Annotated in this window: 27 protein-coding genes; 11 read left to right on the top strand and 16 right to left on the bottom strand. The window is 60.7% G+C overall.

From position 1 onward, the window contains the following. The coding region (locus T18_RS27270; protein WP_210187540.1) for a hypothetical protein at positions 1-238 on the top strand (238 nt) is incomplete at its 5' end. 203 nt (positions 239-441) lie between these two features. Continuing rightward, complete coding sequence (locus T18_RS21925; RefSeq protein ID WP_013636760.1) at positions 442-663, top strand: hypothetical protein; 222 nt, start codon at positions 442-444, stop codon at positions 661-663. A gap of 77 nt (positions 664-740) precedes the next feature. Here T18_RS21925 and dps read toward each other — a convergent pair whose 3' ends face one another. The 10 genes from dps to T18_RS21875 all read right to left on the bottom strand — a co-directional run bounded on the left by dps (position 741) and on the right by T18_RS21875 (position 10,077). After that, the gene (gene dps / locus T18_RS21920; protein ID WP_003514046.1) at positions 741-1,229 is read right to left on the bottom strand and encodes a DNA starvation/stationary phase protection protein Dps; all 489 of its coding nucleotides are present in this window, start codon (positions 1,227-1,229) and stop codon (positions 741-743) included. A gap of 125 nt (positions 1,230-1,354) precedes the next feature. Continuing rightward, complete coding sequence (locus T18_RS21915) at positions 1,355-2,113, bottom strand: ABC transporter ATP-binding protein (RefSeq protein ID WP_019565077.1); 759 nt, start codon at positions 2,111-2,113, stop codon at positions 1,355-1,357. After that, a complete protein-coding gene (locus T18_RS21910; RefSeq protein WP_003514044.1) occupies positions 2,110-3,078 on the bottom strand; it encodes an iron chelate uptake ABC transporter family permease subunit in 969 nt (322 codons plus the stop codon). Before T18_RS21910 ends, T18_RS21915 begins: the two co-directional genes overlap by 4 nt. Beyond that, positions 3,071-4,036, bottom strand: coding sequence for an ABC transporter permease (locus T18_RS21905; protein WP_038492099.1), 966 nt, complete (start codon positions 4,034-4,036; stop codon positions 3,071-3,073). The genes T18_RS21910 and T18_RS21905 overlap by 8 nt, the downstream gene beginning before the upstream one ends. 119 nt (positions 4,037-4,155) lie before the next feature. Then, positions 4,156-5,094 carry a siderophore ABC transporter substrate-binding protein gene (locus T18_RS21900; RefSeq protein ID WP_013636756.1) on the bottom strand — a complete coding sequence of 313 codons (939 nt, stop codon included), beginning with the start codon at positions 5,092-5,094 and terminating at the stop codon, positions 4,156-4,158. Positions 5,095-5,294: 200 nt separating this feature from the next. Then, positions 5,295-5,555, bottom strand: a complete 261-nt coding sequence (locus tag T18_RS21895; RefSeq protein WP_003514037.1) for a hypothetical protein — start codon at positions 5,553-5,555, stop codon at positions 5,295-5,297. Positions 5,556-5,684: 129 nt separating this feature from the next. Next, a complete protein-coding gene (locus T18_RS21890) occupies positions 5,685-7,202 on the bottom strand; it encodes a tripartite tricarboxylate transporter permease (RefSeq protein WP_003514036.1) in 1,518 nt (505 codons plus the stop codon). Between the two features lie 107 nt (positions 7,203-7,309). Next, the gene (locus T18_RS21885) at positions 7,310-7,804 is read right to left on the bottom strand and encodes a tripartite tricarboxylate transporter TctB family protein (protein WP_013636754.1); all 495 of its coding nucleotides are present in this window, start codon (positions 7,802-7,804) and stop codon (positions 7,310-7,312) included. After that, entirely contained in the window at positions 7,801-8,745 is a 945-nt protein-coding gene (locus tag T18_RS21880; RefSeq protein WP_003514032.1) for a Bug family tripartite tricarboxylate transporter substrate binding protein, read from the bottom strand. Before T18_RS21880 ends, T18_RS21885 begins: the two co-directional genes overlap by 4 nt. Before the next feature lie 252 nt (positions 8,746-8,997). Further along, entirely contained in the window at positions 8,998-10,077 is a 1,080-nt protein-coding gene (locus T18_RS21875; RefSeq protein ID WP_075807818.1) for an ABC transporter substrate-binding protein, read from the bottom strand. A gap of 69 nt (positions 10,078-10,146) precedes the next feature. Between T18_RS21875 and T18_RS21870 the strand changes: the two genes are divergently transcribed. Next, positions 10,147-10,827, top strand: coding sequence for a response regulator transcription factor (locus tag T18_RS21870; protein ID WP_025594373.1), 681 nt, complete (start codon positions 10,147-10,149; stop codon positions 10,825-10,827). Continuing rightward, positions 10,824-12,200, top strand: a complete 1,377-nt coding sequence (locus T18_RS21865; protein WP_038492093.1) for a sensor histidine kinase — start codon at positions 10,824-10,826, stop codon at positions 12,198-12,200. Before T18_RS21870 ends, T18_RS21865 begins: the two co-directional genes overlap by 4 nt. Positions 12,201-12,242: 42 nt before the next feature. On the opposite strand, the gene T18_RS21860 is transcribed toward T18_RS21865, so the two are convergent. From T18_RS21860 to T18_RS21835, 5 genes are all read right to left on the bottom strand, one after another. Further along, positions 12,243-12,572 carry a hypothetical protein gene (locus tag T18_RS21860; RefSeq protein ID WP_038492092.1) on the bottom strand — a complete coding sequence of 110 codons (330 nt, stop codon included), beginning with the start codon at positions 12,570-12,572 and terminating at the stop codon, positions 12,243-12,245. A gap of 98 nt (positions 12,573-12,670) precedes the next feature. Further along, the gene (purU, locus tag T18_RS21855; RefSeq protein WP_003514019.1) at positions 12,671-13,555 is read right to left on the bottom strand and encodes a formyltetrahydrofolate deformylase; all 885 of its coding nucleotides are present in this window, start codon (positions 13,553-13,555) and stop codon (positions 12,671-12,673) included. Positions 13,556-13,759: 204 nt separating this feature from the next. Beyond that, positions 13,760-14,536: a YbaY family lipoprotein gene (locus T18_RS21845; RefSeq protein WP_038492089.1), complete on the bottom strand. Its 777-nt coding sequence runs from the start codon at positions 14,534-14,536 to the stop codon at positions 13,760-13,762. Between the two features lie 154 nt (positions 14,537-14,690). Further along, positions 14,691-15,212 carry a heme utilization cystosolic carrier protein HutX gene (gene hutX, locus T18_RS21840; protein ID WP_003514017.1) on the bottom strand — a complete coding sequence of 174 codons (522 nt, stop codon included), beginning with the start codon at positions 15,210-15,212 and terminating at the stop codon, positions 14,691-14,693. 9 nt (positions 15,213-15,221) lie between these two features. After that, positions 15,222-15,569: an antibiotic biosynthesis monooxygenase family protein gene (locus T18_RS21835; RefSeq protein WP_003514016.1), complete on the bottom strand. Its 348-nt coding sequence runs from the start codon at positions 15,567-15,569 to the stop codon at positions 15,222-15,224. A gap of 196 nt (positions 15,570-15,765) precedes the next feature. Here T18_RS21835 and T18_RS21830 point away from each other — a divergent pair, with 196 nt between their 5' ends. From T18_RS21830 to T18_RS21820, 3 genes are read left to right on the top strand one after another with little or no spacing between them, the layout of a single operon-like run. Further along, positions 15,766-16,659 carry a heme/hemin ABC transporter substrate-binding protein gene (locus tag T18_RS21830; RefSeq protein ID WP_038492086.1) on the top strand — a complete coding sequence of 298 codons (894 nt, stop codon included), beginning with the start codon at positions 15,766-15,768 and terminating at the stop codon, positions 16,657-16,659. Beyond that, complete coding sequence (locus tag T18_RS21825; RefSeq protein WP_038492083.1) at positions 16,656-17,744, top strand: FecCD family ABC transporter permease; 1,089 nt, start codon at positions 16,656-16,658, stop codon at positions 17,742-17,744. Before T18_RS21830 ends, T18_RS21825 begins: the two co-directional genes overlap by 4 nt. Further along, positions 17,741-18,523, top strand: a complete 783-nt coding sequence (locus tag T18_RS21820) for a heme ABC transporter ATP-binding protein (protein ID WP_038492079.1) — start codon at positions 17,741-17,743, stop codon at positions 18,521-18,523. The genes T18_RS21825 and T18_RS21820 overlap by 4 nt, the downstream gene beginning before the upstream one ends. A gap of 71 nt (positions 18,524-18,594) precedes the next feature. Here T18_RS21820 and T18_RS21815 read toward each other — a convergent pair whose 3' ends face one another. Next, positions 18,595-18,951: a YbaN family protein gene (locus T18_RS21815; protein ID WP_003514002.1), complete on the bottom strand. Its 357-nt coding sequence runs from the start codon at positions 18,949-18,951 to the stop codon at positions 18,595-18,597. 259 nt (positions 18,952-19,210) lie between these two features. Here T18_RS21815 and T18_RS21810 point away from each other — a divergent pair, with 259 nt between their 5' ends. The 4 genes from T18_RS21810 (at position 19,211) to T18_RS21795 (ending at position 22,620) form a co-directional block, all read left to right on the top strand. After that, positions 19,211-19,606 carry a VOC family protein gene (locus tag T18_RS21810; RefSeq protein WP_003514001.1) on the top strand — a complete coding sequence of 132 codons (396 nt, stop codon included), beginning with the start codon at positions 19,211-19,213 and terminating at the stop codon, positions 19,604-19,606. Positions 19,607-19,620: 14 nt separating this feature from the next. Further along, positions 19,621-20,313 carry a uracil-DNA glycosylase gene (gene ung / locus T18_RS21805; protein ID WP_038492076.1) on the top strand — a complete coding sequence of 231 codons (693 nt, stop codon included), beginning with the start codon at positions 19,621-19,623 and terminating at the stop codon, positions 20,311-20,313. A 120-nt stretch (positions 20,314-20,433) separates the two neighbouring features. Next, the gene (locus T18_RS21800; RefSeq protein ID WP_038492073.1) at positions 20,434-21,510 is read left to right on the top strand and encodes a siderophore-interacting protein; all 1,077 of its coding nucleotides are present in this window, start codon (positions 20,434-20,436) and stop codon (positions 21,508-21,510) included. Positions 21,511-21,675: 165 nt separating this feature from the next. Continuing rightward, on the top strand, positions 21,676-22,620 hold the full coding sequence (locus T18_RS21795) for a VOC family protein (protein WP_038492070.1): 945 nt from the start codon (positions 21,676-21,678) through the stop codon (positions 22,618-22,620). Positions 22,621-22,687: the final 67 nt, after the last annotated feature.

Here is a 22,687-nt window from a genome sequence, read left to right as displayed (position 1 = left end):
GGCGAAGGGATTTGAACCCTCGACCCCAACCTTGGCAAGGTTGTGCTCTACCCCTGAGCTACACCCGCTCAAAAACCGCTGGTCCGGGGTAGTTCGCTGGACCGCGGGCCGCCAAAGCGCGGCGACGGGTGCTATATCGCTCAATCGTTTTTGGAATGCAACAGTTTCTTTTGCGGTTTCGGTGGAAATCCGTCTGGCCTGTGGGTTTATTCAAAACGACCGGCCCGATGCGTCGTAAAAAAGTGTGTTGGCGGGCGAAGGTATTGTTTCGGCTGGCCTTTATTTGGGTTGTAAAAGCACACAACCGGCCGGATGGCCAAAAAATAACCTGTTTACATTTGGTTAAAATCTGATTCGACAAGTGATTCGTTCGGGTGTACAAATTTCATGTCCACAAAAAAAGAAACGATACTTGGCATGTCATCATCGGGAGGATGAGCCTTGTCGTATGCAGCTTTTGAAAGAGTCGGCGCACAATTGTCGCCCCAGCAGATCACCGATCTGCAGAATATTTTCGACGGCGTATGTTTCGAGTGCCTTCAAGATCGCTGTAGCCACGTCGCCAACGAGTGCGCGGCGGTTTTGATCCGTAGCGCCCAGCGCGGCATTCTCGATCATGAGATGTTGCGCGACATCGGTCTTGCGGTTTTACGTCGGCACTGATTGCGCCATTTCATTAAAAAAGCGCCCGGGCATCTCGGGCGCTTTCGTGTGTGTGGTGTCGGTAGCCGCGTTACGGCTCAGCTCTTTTCCTGAACGTGCGCCTCGAGGAACCACAGCGCCTTGTCGAGATCGCGCGAGGCGGCGGTGAAGATATCCGCTGTCGTCGGGTCGCCGGCCTCGTCGGAATCATCGATAGCCTTGCGGATCATGTTGGCCACGTCGCCATAACGGGCGATCAGTTCGTCCAAATGATCGTGGATCTTGTAGATATCGGTCGGATAGGCCTTGAGCTTGGTCGTCGAAGAGACGGATTGCAGGCTACCGAGCGCCGTGCCGCCAAGCTGCACCACACGTTCGGCAATGGTATCGCCGTGATTGTCGAGCTGGGCGCGGAAGGTGTCGAGAAGTTCGTGCACGGCGATGAATTGCGGACCTTTCAGGTTCCAGTGCGCCTGCTTGGTCACCAGTGCGAGGTCGATCACCGAAGCAAGCGATTCGTTCAGAATACCCATCACCGTTGATTTGGCGTTGGAAGGCAGGTCGTTCTTCGTCTTGTGCGTCTTCATCGATGTCTCCTGACGTTGCGGACGGAATGCCGTTTGGCAAAATCTCCGCCGATTAACGCCCTGGCCGGTTGCCCTGTTCCGTCGCTCGGACGGCAATGGCAAAAAACCTCTGCAATCGTCGTATCTCACTCATAAAACAGACAGATGCGTCGACCGTCTATGTCGTTGACACTGATGGTCATGTCGTAGATTTCCCGCAGAACCTCCGGACGGATAATCTGTTCCGCCGGTCCCTGGCGGCAGATTCGGCCATCACGCATGGCGATGATGGTGTCGGAGTACCAGGAGGCGAAGTTGATGTCGTGCAGCACCAGAACCACGGTCTTCTTCAGCTCGTCGGCGGCGCGGCGCATGATCTTCATCATGCTTGAGGCGTGTTTCATGTCGAGATTGTTGAGCGGCTCGTCCAGGAGCACATAGTCCGTGTCCTGACACAGAACCATGGCCACGAAGGCGCGCTGACGCTGGCCGCCGGAAAGCTCGTCGAGAAAGCGGCCGGAAAGGGTTTCGAGATGGAGATATTCCAGCGCCCGGTCGATATGGACCTTGTCCTCGATGGTGGGACGGCCCTTGGAATAGGGATAACGTCCAAAACCGACGAGATCGCGCACCGTCAGGCGTGACGAGATGTGGTTGTCTTGCCTGAGGATCGAGAGCCGTTTTGCCAGCGTGTCGGAAGGGGTCTTGGTCACATCCAGCCCGTCCACCGTCACGGTTCCCGCATCCATGGACATCAGCCGTGCCACGATGGAGAGCAGCGTGGATTTTCCCGCCCCGTTCGGCCCGATGATGGAGGTGACGCCGCCTGCCGGAATGGCGACGGAGACGCCATCGACAACAACCGTGTCGCCATAGGATTTGCTGATCTGACTGGCGATGATCATCGCGCACCCCGCTTGAGAATAAGACCGATAAAGACGATGCCGCCCAGAAATTCGATGATGATGGAAAGCGCCGTGTTGAAGGCGAAGATCCGCTCCAGCACCACCTGACCGCCGACAAGGCAGATGATGGCGATGAGGATTGCAGCCGGCAGCACATAGGCATGTTTGCCGTTGCCTGTGAGATAATGGGCCAGCGCCGCAACCAGCAGCCCGAAGAACATGACAGGGCCGACGAGTGCGGTGGAAACGGCAACGAGAACGGAGACCAGCACGAGGATGATCGTCACCGTTCGCTTGTAGTCCACGCCAAGGCTGATGGCCGTTGCGCGGCCGAGCGAAAGAACGTCGAGCGTGTGCAGGAGCCGCAACCCGATAATCGTCACCACGCCGACGATGATGGCTGATACCGCAAGAAGGGTGGGATCGATGGAATTGAAGCTGGCGAACAGCACATCCTGCAGCACCGCATATTCATTCGGGTCCAGTACGCGCTGCATGAAGCCCGAGAGGCTGCGGAAGAACACGCCGAAGACGATGCCGACCAGCACCAGAAGATGCAGGCTGCGTTCCGCGCCGACGAAAAGCCAGCGGTAGAGCAGGGCGGAGAACGTGACGAGCAGCGCGGTTTCGGCAAGAAACTTCAGTTGCGGATCGATCATCACCACGGTTGCCGAGCCAAACACGAAGATCAGCGCCGTCTGCACCAGCACATAGAGCGAATCGAAACCCATCACCGAAGGGGTGAGAATGCGGTTGTTGGTGACCGTCTGGAACAATACCGTCGAAACGGCGATGGCATAGGCCACCAACAGCAGCGACAGAAGCTTGATGCCGCGAAACGGCAGGATGAAGCTCCAACTGCCCTTTGCACCGAGCGTCATGAAGGCAGCCATGGAGATGAGCGCCAGTGCGAGAAGCATCAGCAGCACGAGTTTCGCGCGCCGGTCGGGATGTCTCTCATGCATGGTGGCGTTTCCGGAGCAGGAGATAGAGGAACAACGCGCTGCCGATGACGCCGACCACGGTTCCGATCGGTATCTCATAGGGCGCGCGCACCGTTCTGCCGATGATGTCGCAGGCAAGAACGAAGACCGCGCCAAGCGTCGCCACCCAGGGCACGGAACGGCGCATGTTGTCGCCGATAATCAGGCTGACCACATTCGGCACAATCAGGCCGAGAAAAGGGATCATGCCCACCGTGACGACGACGACGGCACTGACCAGCGAGACGATGGTGAGGCCGAGCGCCATCACCCGGCGATAGTTCAGGCCGAGATTGGTGGTGAAGTCGCGCCCCATGCCTGCCACCGTGAAACGGTCGGCGGCGAGATAGGCAGCGATGGCGAAAACGAAGCCGATCCACAACAATTCATAGCGGCCACGCAGCACGCCGGAAAAATCCCCGGTCATCCACGCGCCGAGCGATTGCAGCAGATCGAAACGATAGGCGAAGAAAGTGGTGACGGCAGAAATGACGCCGCCCAGCATGATGCCGATCAGCGGCACCAGCAGCACATCGCGCAGCGGCACCTGCCGTAGAATACGCAGGAAAAGTGCGGTTCCGGCCAGCGCGAAAGCGGCCGCCACCAGCATCTTGCCGAAGATCGGCGTTTCCGGGGCAAGCAGGGTGACGGTGAGCAGGCCAAGGCCGGCGGATTCGGTGGTGCCAGCCGTCGAAGGCTCCACGAAGCGGTTGCGCACCAGCATCTGCATGATGAGACCGGCAATCGCCATCGAGCTTCCCGCCAGTATGAGCGCCAGCGTGCGCGGAATGCGGCTGACGAGGAGCACGCGCAGTGCATCCGCGCTCGTATCCGGCGCAAAAAGCGTCGCTAGCGAGACGTTGCTCACGCCGACGAACAGGCTGACGATGGCGAGTGTCAGCGCCAGAAGGAGGGCGAGGATGAGGGACAGGGATTTCACGTCAGTGGTTTTTCGAAAATGGTGATGGCTCGCTTCGACCTCGCAGATTGCCCGGAGGACTGAACCTCTCCTTCGTCATCCTCGGGAGAAGCCCGGGGATGACGTCGCGAAGGCAGTTTTTACGACTTCTTCTCGGACACGGCCTCGTAGACCTGATCAAGCAGGGTGGTGAGCGCCGTATAACCGCTGCTGACGATATAGGCCGCCTGCGGGTCGAGATAGACGATCTGCTTTTTCTTCCAGGCGTTGGTCTGGTGGATCAGTTCGTTGTCCAGCACCTGGGCGGCGGCCTTGCCTGGGTCCGTTGCGCGGCCGATGCCGGCATCGCGGTCGATCACGAACAGCCATTCGGGATTGACCTCTGCCAGATATTCGAAGGACACGACATCGCCCCGGTCGAAGCGGTCATCGATATCAGGAGCGACCGGCTTGAAGCCGATTTCCGTGTGCAGCCAGCCGGTGCGCGAGCTTGGGCCGTAAACACCGACCTTGCCGGCATTGGTGACGAGGATCATCGCCGTGCCGGAATTCGGCGCGATGGCCTTCAGCTTTGCGACCTTCTCGTCAATGGAGGCGTCGAGCTTCTTTGCTTCTTCCTGCTTGCCGAAGATATCGCCGAGCTTGGTGATATTGGCTTTGACGCTCGCGATAAATTCCTTGGAATCGATCGACATGTCGATGGCGGGCGTGATCTTCGCAACATCGGGATATTTCGCCCGCGAACGGCCGCCGACGATGACGAGATCGGCTTCTGCCGCATTGATCGCCTCGTAATCGGGTTCGAACAGCGTGCCGACCTTCAGATATTTGCCATCGGCATATTTCTGGAGATAGGTCGGCAGGTTGGAACCAAGGACACCAGCTGGCTCGACGCCCATCGCATCGAGATTGTCGAGCGAGGGGATATCCAGAACCAGAACCTTTTTCGGCGCGGCTTTCAGAACGGTCTCGCCCTGCGCGTGCTTGATCGTCATTTCCTCAGCGCCTGCGGTCATCGCGCCAAGGCTGAAGGCCGCTGCTGCCAGCAGCCGAACGGGGAAGGTGAAGTTGATGGCCACGGATATGTCCCTTGCAATATGGTTCTTGACCCTGCGGAAGCGGATCCCGCAGGCGTAACTTGATGTTCGCTGTCAGCTTTATTGGCAAGGTATGCGGAAATCAAAAATATGTTTTAGAATGGTTCTGAATTGCCGTGAGCGGGAAATGTGTGTGGCACCGGAAGCAAACCCCGGAGCCACATCAGGGGCCATATCTTTTCTCAATTCGGCGGCCAGTCGCCGACGATCTCGCGTCTTTCCAGTTTCAGCGACCGGTCAGGCTGGATGCGGTAGGTTTCAATCGCCAGCCGGCCGTCGCCCATGACGAATTCGTGGCTGAGCGTGCTGCCGATGGGTGACTTGGTCAATTTGGTGTGGGGTTGTCCGCCATAGGTGATGCTGCCCGGAATGGGTTGCACGTCGGGTGCCGCGGTGGCGCAGCCGGCAAGGCCCAGAACCAGCATGATCGCGATCTTGCGCATGTTTTTCTCCTGCGTTGGACAGGAATACTATCACGGCCGTGCCTGCGCCACACATCCCGTTGCCGTGAATAAAAAGGGCCCCGCATCCGAAAGGAGACGGGGCCAGTTGCCTTGGGAGGCTGTTTGTTATCAGTCCTCGTTGGCGGCAAGCTGCGTCAGCACCTCGCCGCGGCCGCGGATGCGCATGATGAGCGGGACGATGAAGGCGGCGGCTGCGACAAGGAACAGGCCGACGGCAATCGGTGAGGTGAGCAGCACGGTCGGGTCGCCCTGGCCGATGGCGAGTGCACGGCGAAGCTGCTGTTCGGCAAGCGGCCCGAGGATGAGGCCGACCACGGCAGGCGCGATCGGATAACCGAAGATGCGCATGATGTAACCGAGGATACCGAAGGCGAGCAGCATGCCGAGTTCGAACACAGACGGGTTGGCGCCGATGGTGCCGAGCGTCGCAAACAGCAGGATGCCGGCATAGAGCCAGGGTTTCGGGATGGTCAGCAGCTTCACCCACAGGCCGATGAGCGGCAGATTGAGCACCAGCAGCATCAGGTTGGCAATGAACAGGCTGGCGATAAGGCCCCAGACCAGCTGCGGATTGGTGGCAAACAGCAACGGGCCGGGCTGAAGACCGAACTGCTGGAAACCGGCAAGCATGATGGCAGCGGTTGCCGTCGTCGGCAGGCCGAGGGTCAGGAGCGGCACGAGCGTACCGGCAGCGGAGGCATTGTTGGCGGCTTCCGGACCGGCGACCCCTTCGATGGCGCCATGGCCGAATTCTTCCGGATGTTTGCTGAGCCGCTTTTCGGTGGCATAGGAAAGGAAGGTGCCGATTTCAGCACCACCGGCAGGCATGGCGCCAATGGGGAAACCGATCAATGTGCCGCGCAACCAGGGTTTCCAGGAACGCGCCCAGTCCTGCGCACTCATCCAGACCGAACCCTTGACCGCTTCGACCTTCTCGTCGCCACTCTGGCCCTGCGCAACGATGAACAGCGTCTCGCCGATGGCGAACATGGCCACCGCAAGCGTCGTCACTTCCACGCCGTCGAGAAGGTCGGGAATGCCGAAGCTCATGCGGGTCTGGCCGGTCAACTGGTCGATACCGACGATGGCGAGCGCGAAGCCAATGAACAGCGAGGTGAGGCCGCGCAGTGCCGAGTCTCCGAAAGCCGAGGAGACGGTGACAAAAGCGAGCACCATCAGCGCGAAATATTCGCGCGGGCCGAAAACCAGCGCCAGCTTGACGATATAGGGTGCAACAAAGGCGAGAGCGACTGTGGCGATGAGACCAGCGACGAAGGAGCCGATGGCGGCGGTGGCAAGTGCCGGGCCGCCGCGGCCCGCACGGGCCATCTTGTTGCCTTCGAGCGCAGTCACGATCGATGCGCTTTCGCCAGGCGTGTTGAGCAGGATCGAGGTAGTCGATCCGCCATACATGCCGCCATAATAGATGCCGGCGAACATGATGAGCGAACCGGCGGGATCAAGCCGGTATGTAACGGGCAGAAGCAGAGCGACCGTCAGCGCCGGCCCGATGCCGGGCAGAACGCCGACGGCAGTGCCGAGTGTCACGCCGATCAGCGCATAGAGCAGGTTCATGGGTTGGGCAGCAACCTCAAGACCGTGCAGCAGGAATTCAAACGTACTCATGGACAGATGTCCCCCAAGTCGAGCAGATGGGCGGGCGGAACGGCTGGCGTTTGCGTCATCGCGCGCCGGCGGTTTCCTGTGATCTCGAATTTTGGTCGGAATGGCTGTTAGAACAACAGCCGTTCCAGAGGCCCGGCAGGCAAAGAAAGCTGCAGCAGCCGCGCAAAGATGATCCAGATGACGAAGCTCAGAGCGATGCCGATGGGGATCGAATACCAGAGCTTGCGTTTGCCGAAGGCGCGCGCCGTAAACGCAAACAGGAGACCGGTGGCGATGGAGAAACCGGCGACGTTCAGCAACAGCATCTGCGCGGCAAGGCCGGCGACGACCCATATGACCGGGGCGACTTCCTGTTTGTCCCGTTCAGGAAAATCACCGCGCCAGGCTTCGATGGCCGTCCAGAGCGCAAGGCCGACAAGACAGAAGGCGATGGCGTAGGGGACCGTTGCCGGACCGACCGGCGAGTAGCCGGTGACGCTGGCGAGACGCGCACTGTCCCAGAAGATCACGCAGGCGATAAGGACGAGGGCTACGGCGATCGCCAGCGCCGCCCAGTCAGGGCGGCGCTCTTGATGTTGTGAAGGGTTGGAACCCTGGCTCATTTTACCAGTCCGATTTCTTTGAGGATGGCGGCAGTGGCGTCGGTGTCCTTGGCAAGCTGCGCCTTGAACTCGTCACCGGAAAGATAGGTATCCATCCAGCTCTTGGTCTTCAGCGTTTCCTGCCACTTTGCGGATTTCGCCAGCTTCTCGATATCGGCGCTGACTGCCTTTTCCTGTTCCGGCGTCAGGCCGGGAGGAGCAGCGACCATGCGCCAGTTCTGTACGACGACGTCGAGGCCGCTTTCCTTGAGCGTCGGCGCGTCAACGCCTTCCAGCTTCTCTTCGCTGGAAACGGCCAGCAGGCGCAACGTGCCCGCCTTGACCTGGCTTTCGAATTCGCCGTAGCTCGAAATGCCGGCTGTTACCTGCGAGCCGAGGATTGAGGCAAGCGCTTCGCCGCCGCCGGAATAGGCGATGTAGTTGATCTTGGTCGGATCGACGCCGGCCGCCTTGGCGATCAGGCCAACAGCGATATGATCGGTGCCGCCGGCCGAGCCGCCGCCCCAGGACACGCTGCCCGGATCTTTTTTGAGCTGGTCGACGAGGTCGCCGATGGTTTTCAGCGGCGAAGATGCCGGAACGACGATTGCTTCATATTCACCGGTCAGGCGGGCGATTGGTGTCACTTCCTTGAGGGTGACGGGCGCCTTGTTGGTGAGGATCGCGCCGACCATCACGTAACCGCCGACGATGAGGGCGTTCGGGTTGCCCTTCTGCTGGCTGGCGAACTGTGCAAGACCGATGGTGCCGCCGGCACCTGGCACGTTCTGCACCTGAACGCTCTTGGAAATGCCTTCTTCCTGCAACACGGTCTGCAGGGAACGCGCGGTCTGGTCCCAGCCGCCGCCGGGATTGGCCGGCGCGATGATGGTGTAGTCCGCTGCGACCGCCGGAAGCGCGATCACGCCTGCCAGAAATGTGCCGATAAGAAAATGTTTCACTTAGAAAACCCTCCTCAGGATGCCCTTTTTGGGCGTCGTTTTTCGTTTATGCGGAAGGGAGTTTCAGGCCGCGCTTATACTGACGCTGCCAGGGCAGCGCGGAGCTCTACGGTCCTCAAGATTTCCTCCCGCATCTTCTTCCGCCTCCACGGAATGAAGAAGGATTGCAGAGCATCATAAAAAGCTGTCATCTAACTGACGCACCGCAAGTCCTTGCGCATTTACTCTCTATTAATTTGTGCTTGCCGTCTACTATTGCGAGCGTAGCGCCTCGTTCCACCGCTCGATCAGGCGGCTGCGCTTGACCTGATCCAGATAGACCATCAGGCCCGGGCTGACGGGGACAGGGCGCAATTGTGCGCCGTGGATCGCCTGCATGGTGTTGGCGGTGTTTTCGCCCGCCACGTCAGGGCTGACGGCGGGGATCTGCAATTGCCGGGCCATGATCGTCTGGCCCTCCTTGGACATGAAGAATTCGAGATAGCGGCGGCCGAGCGCCGGATTGGCGGCGGCTTCCGGCACCAGCCCGATGCGCGACATGACCACGGTATAGTCCTTGGGCAGAACGATGCCGACATCGGGATGGCGCGAGGCCCAGTCGGCCGCGTAGGAACCGAGAATATTGTAGCCCAGCACGAAGCGCCCGTCGGAGACACGCTCCAGAATGGCGGATGACGTGGAATAGACCTTCACGCCGGCCGCGCCCATGGCCTTGATGACGCTCCATATATCGCCGAACTGCTCCTGATCGCGCGACATGAACAGGAAGCCGACGCCGGAGCGCTCAATGTCGTAGGTAGCGATGCGGCCATGCACTTCCTTGGCGTGGCGCTCAAGATAATCGACGAATTCGGCACGGGTGGCGGGCGGCTTTTCGGTGGTGAAGCTCGGCTTGTGATACACGAACACCGCCGGCTCGAAAGTCAGCGCATAGGCGGTGTTGCGCCAGTTGGCCCAGGTGGGCCAGCGCGCGCTCATGGCAAGGTCGGAGCGCTGGGCGTAACCGTCATTGCTCAACTTCACCTGCAAATCCATGGCGGATGAAAAGGCGAAATCGGCGGTCTTTTTGTCCGCATCGGTTTCTTTCACGATGCGATCATAGATTTCGCCGGTCAGCATGTCCTCGTAATGGACGGCGATATCGGGGTTGGCCTTCTGGAAACCCTCGATCATCGGCGTGGCCAGCGGTTCGTCCAGCGAGGAATAAACCACCAGCGTTTCCGCATCCGCCTTGCCTGATGGTGCAGGGAAAACGGCGACTTGTGCAAGCGCCGGTGAGGCCATGCAAAGACAGAGACAGAGAAAAACGGCGATACGCATGGAAAAGATCATGCCGCACGCGCTTGCCATTCACAAGCGCCAAGGGCTTGGATAAGCTCGGCAATGTTGCGGGAGGAAGAATTGCGTATTTTGCTGGTCGAGGACAATCAGGTGCTGTCGGAAGGGCTGTGTGCGCTTCTGCGCGGCAGCGGTTATGCGGTGGATGTCGTTTCAGACGGCGCTTCCGCCGACGCGGCGATTGCGGCGGAAAATTTCGATCTCGTCATTCTCGACCTCAACCTGCCGGAAATGGACGGCATCGAGGTGCTGCGCTCCATGCGCTCGCGCCAGGACAAGGCGGCGGTGCTGATCCTGACGGCGCGTGGCACGCCGGAGGAGAAGGTCAAGGGGCTCGATCTCGGCGCCGACGACTACATGATCAAGCCCTTCGACATCACCGAATTTGAGGCGAGGGTGCGGGTGCTGCTGCGTCGCAATGCCGGCCTGCGCTCTTCTACGCTCGGCTTCGGCAAAGTCCTGTTCGACCTCACATCCCGCACCTTTTCAGCCGATGGGCGCCCGCTCGATATTCCGGCGCGTGAAGTGGCGCTGCTCGAGGTGCTGTTCATGCGGGCGGGCAAGGTGGTTGCCAAGGAGGCGATCGTGCAATCGCTGACCGGTTTCGACGACGAGATATCAGGCAACGCCATCGAGCAATATGTCAGCCGGCTGCGCAAGCGGCTTGCCCCCCACGGGCTGACGGTGAAGACGGCGCGTGGCATCGGCTATTATCTGGAAAAGCTGCCGGAGATGGCTGAATGAGACAGGCCGCCTATTCGCTCAGGCGGCGTCTTTTAGGCTGGCTTCTCATCTCCACCGCCATCATCGGCTGCGTTGCGCTCACTGATACCTGGCGTGAGGCGGTCAATACGGCCAATGTCGTCTCCGACCGGGTGCTGTCAGGTTCTGCGCTTGCGATTGCCGAGCGGGTGGTGGTGGCCGAAGACGGCTCGCTGGAGGTCGATATTCCCTATGTCGCGCTGGAAATGCTGACATCAGCGGCGCAGGACCGGGTTTTTTATCGTGTAGACGGGCCAAACGGGCAATTTCTCACCGGTTACCAGAACCTGCCGACGGTGGAGAATCCGGCCGGAGAAACGCCTGCCTATCGCGATGCCGTGTTTCGTGACGAGCCGATCCGCATCGCCGCGATCCGCCGTTTTGCCTCCACCGGCATCAATTCCGTGCCCTTTTCCGTGACGGTGGCTGAAACGACGATCGCCCGCAGCCAGCTTGCGCAGGCCATCATCCTGCGCTCGGCCTTGCGCCTGCTGTTCATGATCGTGGGCGCGGCGATCATCGTCTGGATCGCCGTGACGATTTCGCTCCGGCCGCTTTACCGGCTCAGCGAAGCGATTGCCGAGCGCAGCCCTAACGACCTGCATCCAATCCGGCAATCCGTGCCGGTGGAGGTGGAAAATCTGGTGGAAACGGTCAATTCCTTCATGGTGCGGCTGCAATCGGCGCTCGATGCGCTCAGGCATTTCACCGGCAATGCCAGCCATCAATTGCGCACGCCGCTTGCCATCATCAGCACCCAGCTTGCGCTTTCCGCCCGCGCCGCAAGTCTCGAAGACGCGCAGGCGGCGGCGCGCAAGGGCGGCGCTTCGGTGGCCCATGCCGAACACATCCTCGCCCAGTTGCTGCGCATGGCCAATATCGATGCCGCCGGTTCGAGCGAAAAACATGATTTTTCCCAGATCGACCTCGTGGCGGTGGCGCAAAGCGTGACGGCAGATTTCGTGCCACGCGCGGCCGACGCCGGCATCGATCTCGGTTTCGAAGGCGAGGGCGAAGCGACAATTCTCGCCGAGCCGCTCCTTATCGGTGAACTGATCGGCAATCTCGTTTCCAATGCCATCAACTACGCGGGGCGTGGTGCGGAAGTCACCGTGCGCGTCGGTAGGCAAGCGGGCGCCGTCTGGCTGGAAGTGGAAGATAACGGCCCCGGCATACCCACGGAAAAACGCGCCATGGTGCGCCAGCGCTTCGCCCGCGGCGAAGCCAACGCCGCCCCCGGCGCCGGCCTTGGCCTTGCGATCATCGAGGAGATCGCCGGGCTGTTCGGCGGGCGACTGACGCTGGAGGACGGCGCGGGCGGGCGGGGCTTAAGGGCCCGGGTGGAGTTCTCCTGAGGCGGCACTGCCGCGCCGTCCCCTTGGATGAGACTCGCGGTCCTATTCGTTCATCTTGTCGATAATCTGCATCATGATGTCAGCGCAGGCCTTCATCGGCTCGTCATCGGCACATTTGACGTCGATTTTGCGCTCGCCGTCTTCAATCCTGAAATGCGCTGCCTTGGAGGGCGGGGGTGGCATTCTCCTGCCATGCGGGCCGTCCCGCCAGCCTGCTTCCCTCGGACCGCCAGGGCCGGGCGGAGGAGGTGGCGGCGGCGCGTCCGCCCTTGAACCAGCGTCCGCTGGTCCCGGCGGTGGTGGCGGCTGCTGGGCGAAGCTGGACCCCGCCGCGATGAGAAACGCGGCGCCGGCAATGACGAGTTTTTTCATGTGAGAGACCTCGCTGTTGGGCTACAGTGAAGAAACGGTCACATGGGATGCTCGGTTGCCGGTCGGTAAAAATAATTCCGCGTTGTTTTCGTGGCGTATTAGCCCATCCGTTCCGAAGCGTAGCTGCCCGGGCTTGGCGGGAAGACTACGGTGCGGTTGCCGTTGATGAAAGTGCGGTGGTGGATGTGGGCATGGATGGCGCGTGCCAGTACCTGGCTTTCCACATCACGGCCAAGAGAGACGTAGTCTTCGGCAGATTGGGCATGGGTGACGCGCACCGTGTCCTGCTCGATGATCGGGCCTTCGTCCAGATCGGCGGTGACGTAATGGGCTGTCGCGCCGATCAGCTTTACGCCGCGGTCATACGCCTGCTTGTAGGGGTTGGCACCCTTGAAGGATGGCAGGAAGGAGTGGTGGATGTTGATGATACGGCCCGACATCTTGCGGCACATGTTATCGGACAGCACCTGCATGTAACGCGCCAGCACCACCAGTTCGGTGCCGCTGGTCTCGATCAGGTCCATCAGCTGCGCTTCGGCCTGCGGCTTGTTTTCCTTCGTTACCTTGATGTGGTGGAAGGGAATATCGTGGTTGACCACCACTTTCTGATATTCGAAATGGTTGGAGACGACGCCGACGATATCGATCGGCAGCGCGCCGATCTTCCAGCGGTAGAGCAGATCGTTGAGGCAATGGCCGAAGCGCGACACCATCAGAAGTGTTTTCATGCGCTGGCCGTCGCTATAGATGCGGGCTTCCATGCCGAATTTTTCCGCCACCGGCTGAAAGCCCTCGGTGATGGCCTGCATCGTCGCGCCCTCTTCGGAAATGAAGGAAACGCGCATGAAGAACTTGCCGGTCTCGAGGTCGTCAAACTGCGAACTGTCGACGATGTTGCAGCCCTTTTCCGCCAGATAACCGGAAATCGCGGCGACGATGCCGCGGGTCGATTTGCAGGCTACTGTCAGAACATAGGTTGTCATTCGTTTTCCCTCAAAGACTTTGCACCGGCGAGAACCGGCGCAGTTGGCGCGTTCCATAGCGCAGCTCTGTGGCGGAGCAAAGCGCCAAGACGAGTGCAGCAAAGTCATAAGACGGGAAAAGGGGCCGCGCCGTGCCGGAAGCGACATGGAATGTTCCACGGCCAGCACGGCGGCGGCAGGCGTTGTCGCCTGCCGTTACCACTCTCAGGCGCGGCGCAGGCGCATGGCCGGGCGGCCGCGGCCGTCGATCAACTCCAGCGTGCCGCGGCGCGGCTCGAGCCGGAAGGAGCGGGCGCCTTCCAGCGCTTCGATGAACTGCCTTTCCTGGCGCATGATGTCAGGAGCGCAGGCCATCTGGGTGGAAATCATCCGGCCGAAATCGACGCGGTTGCGGCTTGTCTTCACCTCGCCGCCGATGCCGTTGCAGCCGGCATTGCCGGAAACGCGGCCCTCGCGGGAAATTTCCAGCGTTGCCTCGCGGCGGCCGCGAACCCTTTCGCCACGGATTTCCTGCACCAGCCAGCGCCCCTCAATGCCAGCCTGCGGCTCCGGCCTGCCTGGAGCCGCCGCCACCCGTTCCAGAACGAGATCGGTGTCGTCACGCCCACCGGCCAGAACCGAGTAACGGCGCGTGGTGGTGAAGAGCAGCCGGTCGCCCTCGCGGATTTCGGCGCTCAGCGCATAGGAACGGCGGCCACGGATGTCGCGGTCGTCATAACGCAAAACGAAGGGTACCGGCACCTGCCCACGCGGGCGTATGGTGGTTTCGGCGATCGTCTGCGAAGGCGCATCCGCCAGCGAGACATCGATGAGGCGCACCGTAACAGTCGCGCCCGGCGGCAGGGCGATCCGCTCGCGATAGGAAACGCTGCCGCGCAGGCTTGCGGGTGCGGCAGCCGCACCGCCCGCTGCAAAAAGCGGTGCAAGCGCGAGGAGCCCTGCGAAATTCCGGCGCGAAAGAAGTGGCTGGCGGTCGTTCATGGTGCTTGCTCCGTGCTGCTGATCGAATTTCAGCGGATGATAAAAAACGGCACTGAACGGGCGATGAACCGGTGAATGTTTCCTCACGAGTGGGGCTGAGCCATCGCGGATTGATGAGGAAGGAGGGAGGCCACACCAGCAGCCTCCCATTCACTTAGCCACGGAAACTGTCCCGCAGCGCTTCGAACTTCGCCAGCTGATCGCCACGCAGTTCCTTGTTTTCGTCGCGACGGACGAAAATCTTGAACATGGCGCCGCCGGCGGCATTCATGAACCAGACGGAACAGGAGCGTCGGCCATGAAAGCCGCGATCGACGAAGGTGATGCCGGCGCAATTGTCCTTCTTGATGTGGCCGCCGATGGGGCTGTCACCGTGGATGTTGAACCAGCCGTGGCTTTCGCTGCCCTCTGGCAGGTCACCTGGCACCTCCAGCACGATATCGCCGGTCTGGACGATCATCAGGACTTCGCCCCAGCCGCGCATCTCGTTCCAGATCGCGTCGAACTGATCGGAACCAGCCGAAACGGCCGCACCTTGCGGCAGGATCGCCAGAACTTCGGCTGATGTCACCTCTGCCTTGGCGGCAATGGCTTCCACGATGCCGTCAGGCTTTTCGGCAAGTGCTGCGGCAGCGCGGGCCTGCCGGTCATCGGTCTTTTGGGCTGCAATGCTCATCGGCGAGCCTCAGGCGGCAATCGAACGGCGTTCGCCATTCTTGTCTTCGTGGATGATGACGTCAAAACCTTCGAAATGCGGGCCGGAAAGATATTCGACCTTGCCACGGTTCTCACCGGCCTTGGCATGGGCGGCGCGGAACTGTTCGGACTTGGTCCAACTCAGGAAATCGTCCTTGGTGGCCCAGACGGTGTGCGAGGCATAGAGCGTGTGGTCATCCGCCTTCGGGCCTTTCAGCATGTGAAATTCGATATAGCCCGGCAGCTCGCTCAGGTGCGATTTACGCTCGCGCCAGATGGATTCAAAGGTATCCTCATAGCCCGGTACGACGCGAAAACGGTTCATTGCGATAAACATGGAAGTCTCCCTTTAAGTTTACAGTTGCAGTCAGGATATCCAGCCGAAGCGTGGATGGAAAGAGGCTGACGATAAAGCGAACAATTTTACTCCACTTATCGATTGCGCCTTCTATAAACATGTGCAAATAACTCAAGTTAAATAAGATGGGCAATCCCGTATCCGCCCGTGCCAGCTTGTGTTTCAGGATAGCGTCATGTTGAATTTAAGCCTTCGCTCGTTCGTTTTCGCCGCCCTCGTGCCCGCCGTCATCGCCGTTACCGCGCCCGGAGCTAGAGCTTCGGACAAGGGCAATCCGGAGGCGAAACGCATCGTTGCAGTCGGCGGTACGGTAACGGAAATCCTTTATGCGCTTGGCGCGAGCGACCGCATAGTTGCGCGTGACAGCACCAGCAGCTATCCGGCGGACGTGCTGTCCAAGCCCGATATCGGCTATATGCGGGCGCTCTCGTCGGAGGGCATTCTGTCGCAGAAGCCCGATCTCATCCTGTCTGAAGACGGGTCCGGCCCGGCGGATGTCGTTGCCATCCTCAAGGCCAGTGCGGTGCCTTTCGTCACCGTCGATACCCCGCCGAGCGGCGACGCCATCCCCAGGAAGATCGAAGATGTCGGTGCGGCAGTTGGTCTTGCCGACAAGGCAAAGGCATTGGCCGCGGAAACCAAAGCCGGGCTTGATGTGCTCGCCAAGGACGTCTCAGCCGTGCCGGAAAAGAACAGGAAGCGTGTGCTCTTCGTGCTCTCCAGCGCGGGCGGTCGCATCATGGCGGCGGGCAAGGGCACCGAAGCGGCGGCGATCATCGAAATGGCCGGCGGCATCAATGCCGCGCAGGAAATCAGCGGGTACAAGCCGTTGACGGATGAGGCGGTCATCGCCTCCGCGCCCGATGTGGTGCTGACCATGGCGCGCGGTGACCATGCCGGCAAGGCGGATGAGATTTTCGCGCTGCCCGCGTTCCAGTCCACGCCGGCTGCTGCGGAGAAGGCGCTGATCAGCATGGACGGGCTTTACCTCATCGGTTTTGGCCCGCGCACGCCCGCCGCCGGTCGTGAACTGGCGCACAAGCTCTACCCTGATGTGGTGAAGCCGTGAGCCTTGCTGCCTTGAGTTCCACGGAGGGCAGGGTTGCCGGTGACAGATCCCGTCAGGGGGTTGTTACCCTTGCCGCGCTCGTTGGCATCCTGCTGTTTGCCTGCGGCGTGTCGCTCGTCAGCGGACCCACGGGTGTGGGCATTTCCGAACTCTGGGCCTATCTGACTGGCAGCGCGGATCAACTCGATGCGCGTGATAAAGTCATTCTCGAGGCGGTGCGACTGCCGCGCACGGCGCTCGGCATGTTGATCGGTGCTGGGCTTGGCGTCTCGGGCGCCATGATGCAGGGTCTTTTCCGCAATCCGCTGGCCGATCCCGGCATTGTCGGTGTCACCTCGGGTGCAGCACTTTTTGCGGTTGCGGCAATCTCTCTTGGGGAAGGTGCGCTCGCAACCGTCGCCGTATTTTTCGGCCCGCATTTTCTGCCGCTGATGGCGTTTTTCGGCGGGCTTTTGAACACCTGGCTGCTTTACGTCATTGCCACAAGGGATGGCGCCACCTCCACGACGACGCTTATTCTGGCCGGCATTGCGGTTGCGGCGATTAGCGGTGCGCTGACCGGCCTGATGATTTTTGTGGCCGATGACCGGGCGCTCCGCGACATCACCTTCTGGTCTCTCGGTTCGCTTGGTGGGGCCACCCCTGCCAAGGTTCTCGCCACCTTGCCCTTCATCGTCGTCGTGCTCGCCATCATTCCCTTTGTCGCAAGGGGCCTGGATGCGCTGATCCTTGGCGATGCGGCGGCCTTTCACATGGGCATTCCCGTGCAGCGGCTGAAGCGAGTCGTCATTCTGGCCGTTGCCGCTGCCTGCGGGGCAAGCGTGGCGGCTGCCGGCTCCATCGGTTTTGTCGGGATCGTCGTGCCGCATCTGCTGCGGCTTGCCATTGGTCCATCGCACCGCTTCCTGCTGCCGGCCTCTGCACTTGGCGGGGCCGCACTTCTGCTTCTCGCCGACAGTTTTGCCCGCACGGTAGCGGCACCGGCGGAATTGCCCATCGGCGTGGTCACCGCGCTGATCGGCGCACCGGTGTTCCTGTTCCTGCTGCTCGGCCGCGGCGGATTTTCCATGCGGAACATGTCATGATCCGGGCCGAAAACCTCACCCTCATCCGCTCCGGCCGCCGTCTGCTCGACGAGGTCTGCGTCGATCTGAAGCCCGGCAAGGTCAATGTCATTATCGGTCCGAACGGTGCCGGCAAATCGACGCTGATGAAGGTTCTGTCCGGCGAGATGCGCGCCGAGGCCGGTTCAGTGACCTATAATGATGTTGCCCTGCCGTTGTTTACGCCGGTTCAACTTGCGCGCATCCGCGCCGTGCTGCCGCAGCATACCCAGCTTGCCTTTCCTTTCACCGCGCTCGAAATCGTGCGCATGGGCGCTGTCGCGCAAGGGTCGCGCGCGCCGGAAGAGCAGGCCCGCCGGGCGCTCGCCAGGGCCGGGCTTCGCGGGTTCGAGCAGCGCTCCTACAACATGCTGTCTGGCGGCGAGCAGCAGCGCGTGCAATTTGCCCGCGCTCTCGCCCAGGTGCCGCATCCCGTGGAAAACGGCGAGGTGCGGGCTCTCTTTCTCGATGAGCCAACGGCCAGTCTCGATATCGGCCACCAGATCGCGGTGCTGGAAACGGCGCGGGATTTCGCTATTGGCGGCGGTCTCGTGCTTGCCATCCTGCACGATCTCAACCTTGCGGCAGAATTTGCCGATCAACTTATCGTCATGCATGGCGGTCGGGTAACGGCGAGCGGTCCATCGCTGGACACGATCAGCGACGAGACGATTGCAAGGGTCTATGGCATTGGCGGCGTCGTCGGACGTCTGCCGGCGCGGCATATTCCTTATGTGCTGCCGCAGTCGAGGCATCGCTAGAGCATTTCCAGGAAAAGTGGAGCCCGGTTTTCCGTCAGGAAATGCGACAAGGCTCTGAAGGTGATGTCGCTTCAGCTTTCCGGCCGGGTGACGATGAAGAGTGCAGAGCCGAGCATGACGGCGGCAACGATTGCCGCGCGCAGAGCCGGCGGGTCGCTCAGGAACCAGAAGGCGGCATAACTCGCACACATGGCCGACAGGGCCGCAATCTTCGCCTTGCGGGCAATTGCGCCGCGTTCGCGCCATTGCCGAAGCGACGGGCCGAATCGGGGGTGGGTCAGAAGCCATGCCTCGAGTTTCGGTGATGAGCGGGAAAAGCACCAGAGCGCCAGCAGCAGAAATGGCGTGGTGGGCAAAACGGGAAGAAACGCGCCGACGATGCCGGTCGCGACCATAAGCCAGCCAAGACAGAGGTACAGAAGGCGCATGGATATGCCGGTATCATGAGTTCTCTACTCAGGATAGAGCGGCGGGGCGAAATGTGAGGGCCATTTTGACCGGAAAGCCCGCGTGTCCAGGTCATGCGCCAACTGTTTCGCCATCACATTTGCCGTGATCGGGCGGTTTCCCCTGCTCCTTAATCCGTCTTTAGGGTTGAAAGCACGGCACTCTGTCTTTATCCCCTTGGTCCGCAATGTCCGGAGCACAACCGGACGACGACGAGATAAGAAGCAGAAGGAAAACACCATGGCCAAGCTGATCCACTCGATGGTCCGGGTGCTGGAAGAAAAGCGTTCGGTGGAGTTTTACAAGCAGGCTTTCGGGCTTGAGATTGCGGAACGTGCCGAGTTCGAAAATTTCACGCTGATCTATCTCAGCAATGCCGAAGGCGATTTCGAGCTGGAGCTGACTGTCAACCGGGGTCGCGAAGTGCCCTATGCGCTGGGTGACGGCTACGGCCATCTCGCGGTCAGCGTTGCCGATGTGGATGCCGAACATCAGCGTTTCATCGAGCTTGGCCTGTCTCCGGGCAAGATCATCGAAGCCGACCATAAAGGTCAGCCTTTCGCGAAATATTTCTTCATTTGCGATCCGGATGGCTACAAGATCGAAGTGCTGCAGCGCGGCAACCGGTTCAAGTAACAAAGAGGCACAACATGGCAGAGGCAGGCGTCAAACTCGAAGACAGCTGGAAACGTGTTCTTTCCACCGAATTCGCCAGCCCCTACATGCAGAAGCTCAAAGATTTCCTGCTTGCCGAGAAAACTGCTGGCAAGCACATCTTTCCCAAGGGTGCCGAATATTTCCGGGCGCTGGATCTGACCCCGCTCGACAGGGTCAAGGTCGTCATTCTGGGGCAGGACCCCTATCATGGGGTTGGCCAGGCACATGGGCTTTGCTTTTCGGTGCAGCCCGGCGTGCGCATTCCGCCCTCGCTCGTCAATATCTACAAGGAATTGCAGAGCGATCTGGGCATCCGCCCCGTCAGTCACGGTTTTCTGGAAAGCTGGGCGAAACAGGGCGTGCTTTTGCTCAACAGCGTGCTGACGGTGGAAGAATCGCGCGCTGCCTCGCATCAGGGGCAGGGCTGGGAAAAGTTCACCGATGCCGTCATCCGCGCCGTCAATGACGAATGCGAGCATGTGGTGTTCCTGCTCTGGGGCTCCTATGCCCAGAAGAAGGCGGCTTTCGTGGACCAGAAAAAACACCTCGTGCTGCGCTCGCCGCACCCTTCGCCGCTTTCGGCCCATAACGGCTTTTTCGGCAATGGCCATTTTTCCAAGGCAAACGCCTTCCTGGTATCCCATAGCCGTGAGCCTATCGACTGGCAATTGCCGGAAACTGCTTAAGCAACCTTCCAGCCTCCCCGTCATGCCGGCTCAAGACGGGCATGACGGGGAGTGCAGCAAACATCTTTACAGCGCAGTCGGGTCCGGTTTAAGAATACTCGACTACAAAGTGAAGGATTTGTGCCCGTGTCTCTCCTGTCTGCAGAAACCTCTGTCTCGCTGCCCGATCCCGCATCGATCGTCGATGCTTTCGAGGATCATTTTTCGGAGCATATGGAGATGGAGCGGGAAGGGACGACGGTGCGTTTCAAGGCGGAATATGGCCATGGCAGCTTCAGCGCCGAAGGTGGCCAGTTCGCCGCCCGGGTAAGCTGCGTTTCGGAACATATATTGACGTCGGTCAAGGCCATGGTGGCTGAGCATATCGTTGAGTTTTCCGGCAAGACGGGACTCGATTTCCGTTGGAGCGGACACGGCGCCTATCAGCGCGAGCTACCCAATCTCTTCGTCGGCAAGGTTGCCCGCGCCTATAATCTGACGCCGCATATGCGCCGTCTCGTGGTGTCCGTCGAAAGCGGTATTGAAAGGCTTGTCACCGGCGGCATGCATGTTCGCCTGCTGCTCGTTCCCGATCAGGCGCGCGCTGCGGTCTGGCCTTACCTCGCGCCCACCGGCGCGATCGTCTGGCCGGCGGGCGACGATCTTCTGACGCGGCGCGTCTATACCATCCGCTCCGGCGATGTCGGCCGCGGTGAGGTGGATATCGATTTCGTCATGCATGAGGGCGATGACATGCCGGGCGCAAATTTTGGCGCGACGGCAAAGCCGGGCGACGTTCTCGGCATCATCGGTCCGAGCGGCACTTGCCCGGAAGCGGAGCGTTACGTCTTTGCCGGCGACGAGACCGCGCTGCCGGTGATGCTGCGCATGGCGGCGGAAATGCCTGTTGGCAAGACGCTCAGCGTCTATGCCGAGATCGACAACGAGGCGGAACGGCAGGAGATCGTCTGCGCCGCCAATGTCGAATGGACATGGCTTTATCGTCGCGGCAAGCCCGCCGGCACATCGGGCCTTATCGAACAGGCGTTGCGCGGCCATGCCTGGACGGGCGAGCATGACGGCCTGCATGTTTTCGTCGCCTGCGAGAAGTCCGAGGCGAGGGCGGCGAAATCCTTCCTCACTGATGAGATCGCCTTCCCCAAGGCATCGCTGCGCGCCGTCGGTTACTGGAGCATGGGCCTCGCCGACGATCATTGAGGCATGCCTCTATCGACTGGGTTGAACAGTCGGTTTTATCGTTCACCAATCGGGAACAATCCGTTCCTGTTGCCGGTCTATGCCTGCAGCACTTCTTACCCCATCTTCACGCCATGAACACGGCTGGCCCGATTGACGGGCCGCCAAGGCGAAAAGGGGTTTATCATGTTGAACCAGATCAAGGGCCTGCACCACGTCACCTCCATGGCCGGTAGTGCGCGCCAGAACAACGACTTTTTCACCGATACGCTCGGCCTGCGCCGGGTGAAGAAGACGGTCAATTTCGATGCACCGGATGTCTACCATCTCTATTATGGCGATGAGGTCGGCACGCCCGGCTCCGTCATGACCTATTTTCCGTTCCCGCACATTGCCCGTGGTCGTCCCGGCACCGGCGAAGTGGGCACAACGCTGTTTTCCGTCCCGGAAGGCTCGCTCGGCTACTGGCAGGATCGTCTTTCCAAGGCGGGCGTGGACGGTCTGAAGGCTGACGAGGCATTCGGCAACAAGCGCCTGCATTTTGCAGGTCCCGATGGTGATGGTTTTGCGCTGGTCGAGGTCAAGGATGATGCCCGTGCACAGTGGACCGGCAATGGGGTCAGTGCGGATCAGGCGATCCACGGTTTTCAGGGCGCCTCCTTGCGCCTTCGTGACGAAGGTGCGACCGCCGAGCTTTTGAAGTTCATGGGGTATGAGGAAGTGGACCGCCAGGATGGCGTGCTGCGTCTCGGCATGCCCGGCGGCAACGGTGCTGATGTCATCGACATCGAAACCATGCCGAACATCTCCGGCGCGCGCCTCGGCGCGGGTTCGGTGCACCACATCGCCTTTGCGGTCGAAAACCGCGAAAAGCAGCTCGAAGTCCGCAAGGCGCTGATGGATACGGGCTATCAGGTGACCCCGGTGATCGACCGCGATTATTTCTGGGCGATCTATTTCCGCACGCCCGGCGGCGTGCTGTTCGAAGTGGCCACCAACGAGCCCGGTTTCGACCGCGATGAGGATACGGCGCATCTCGGCGAGGCGCTGAAGCTGCCGACCCAGCACGCGCATCTGCGCGCCCAGCTGGAAAAGCAGCTGGAGCCGCTGGGTGACGAGAAGGCGGTTTAACCCTATCGGACCTGGCCATCCTTTGGCAGGACGTTTGCCACTCTTTTCTTCTCCCCGTCCGGGGAGA

The organism is Rhizobium sp. TBD182, from assembly GCF_001950375.1.
Taxonomy (GTDB): Bacteria; Pseudomonadota; Alphaproteobacteria; order Rhizobiales; family Rhizobiaceae; genus Agrobacterium; species Agrobacterium tumefaciens.
Note: the sequence above shows the minus strand (reverse complement) of the source record. Positions and strands in the feature narration are given on the sequence as shown.

Excerpts from the sequence above, each read along its gene's own strand:
- dps (WP_003514046.1), bottom strand. The coding sequence starts at position 1,229 with ATGAAGACGCACAAGACGAAGAACGACCTGCCTTCCAACGCCAAATCA.
- T18_RS21915 (WP_019565077.1), bottom strand. The coding sequence starts at position 2,113 with ATGATCATCGCCAGTCAGATCAGCAAATCCTATGGCGACACGGTTGTT.
- T18_RS21910 (WP_003514044.1), bottom strand. The coding sequence starts at position 3,078 with ATGCATGAGAGACATCCCGACCGGCGCGCGAAACTCGTGCTGCTGATG.
- T18_RS21895 (WP_003514037.1), bottom strand. The coding sequence starts at position 5,555 with ATGCGCAAGATCGCGATCATGCTGGTTCTGGGCCTTGCCGGCTGCGCC.
- T18_RS21890 (WP_003514036.1), bottom strand. The coding sequence starts at position 7,202 with ATGAGTACGTTTGAATTCCTGCTGCACGGTCTTGAGGTTGCTGCCCAA.
- T18_RS21885 (WP_013636754.1), bottom strand. The coding sequence starts at position 7,804 with ATGAGCCAGGGTTCCAACCCTTCACAACATCAAGAGCGCCGCCCTGAC.
- T18_RS21875 (WP_075807818.1), bottom strand. The coding sequence starts at position 10,077 with ATGATCTTTTCCATGCGTATCGCCGTTTTTCTCTGTCTCTGTCTTTGC.
- T18_RS21865 (WP_038492093.1), top strand. The coding sequence starts at position 10,824 with ATGAGACAGGCCGCCTATTCGCTCAGGCGGCGTCTTTTAGGCTGGCTT.
- T18_RS21860 (WP_038492092.1), bottom strand. The coding sequence starts at position 12,572 with ATGAAAAAACTCGTCATTGCCGGCGCCGCGTTTCTCATCGCGGCGGGG.
- purU (WP_003514019.1), bottom strand. The coding sequence starts at position 13,555 with ATGACAACCTATGTTCTGACAGTAGCCTGCAAATCGACCCGCGGCATC.
- T18_RS21845 (WP_038492089.1), bottom strand. The coding sequence starts at position 14,536 with ATGAACGACCGCCAGCCACTTCTTTCGCGCCGGAATTTCGCAGGGCTC.
- hutX (WP_003514017.1), bottom strand. The coding sequence starts at position 15,212 with ATGAGCATTGCAGCCCAAAAGACCGATGACCGGCAGGCCCGCGCTGCC.
- T18_RS21835 (WP_003514016.1), bottom strand. The coding sequence starts at position 15,569 with ATGTTTATCGCAATGAACCGTTTTCGCGTCGTACCGGGCTATGAGGAT.
- T18_RS21830 (WP_038492086.1), top strand. The coding sequence starts at position 15,766 with ATGTTGAATTTAAGCCTTCGCTCGTTCGTTTTCGCCGCCCTCGTGCCC.
- T18_RS21820 (WP_038492079.1), top strand. The coding sequence starts at position 17,741 with ATGATCCGGGCCGAAAACCTCACCCTCATCCGCTCCGGCCGCCGTCTG.
- T18_RS21815 (WP_003514002.1), bottom strand. The coding sequence starts at position 18,951 with ATGCGCCTTCTGTACCTCTGTCTTGGCTGGCTTATGGTCGCGACCGGC.
- T18_RS21810 (WP_003514001.1), top strand. The coding sequence starts at position 19,211 with ATGGCCAAGCTGATCCACTCGATGGTCCGGGTGCTGGAAGAAAAGCGT.
- ung (WP_038492076.1), top strand. The coding sequence starts at position 19,621 with ATGGCAGAGGCAGGCGTCAAACTCGAAGACAGCTGGAAACGTGTTCTT.
- T18_RS21795 (WP_038492070.1), top strand. The coding sequence starts at position 21,676 with ATGTTGAACCAGATCAAGGGCCTGCACCACGTCACCTCCATGGCCGGT.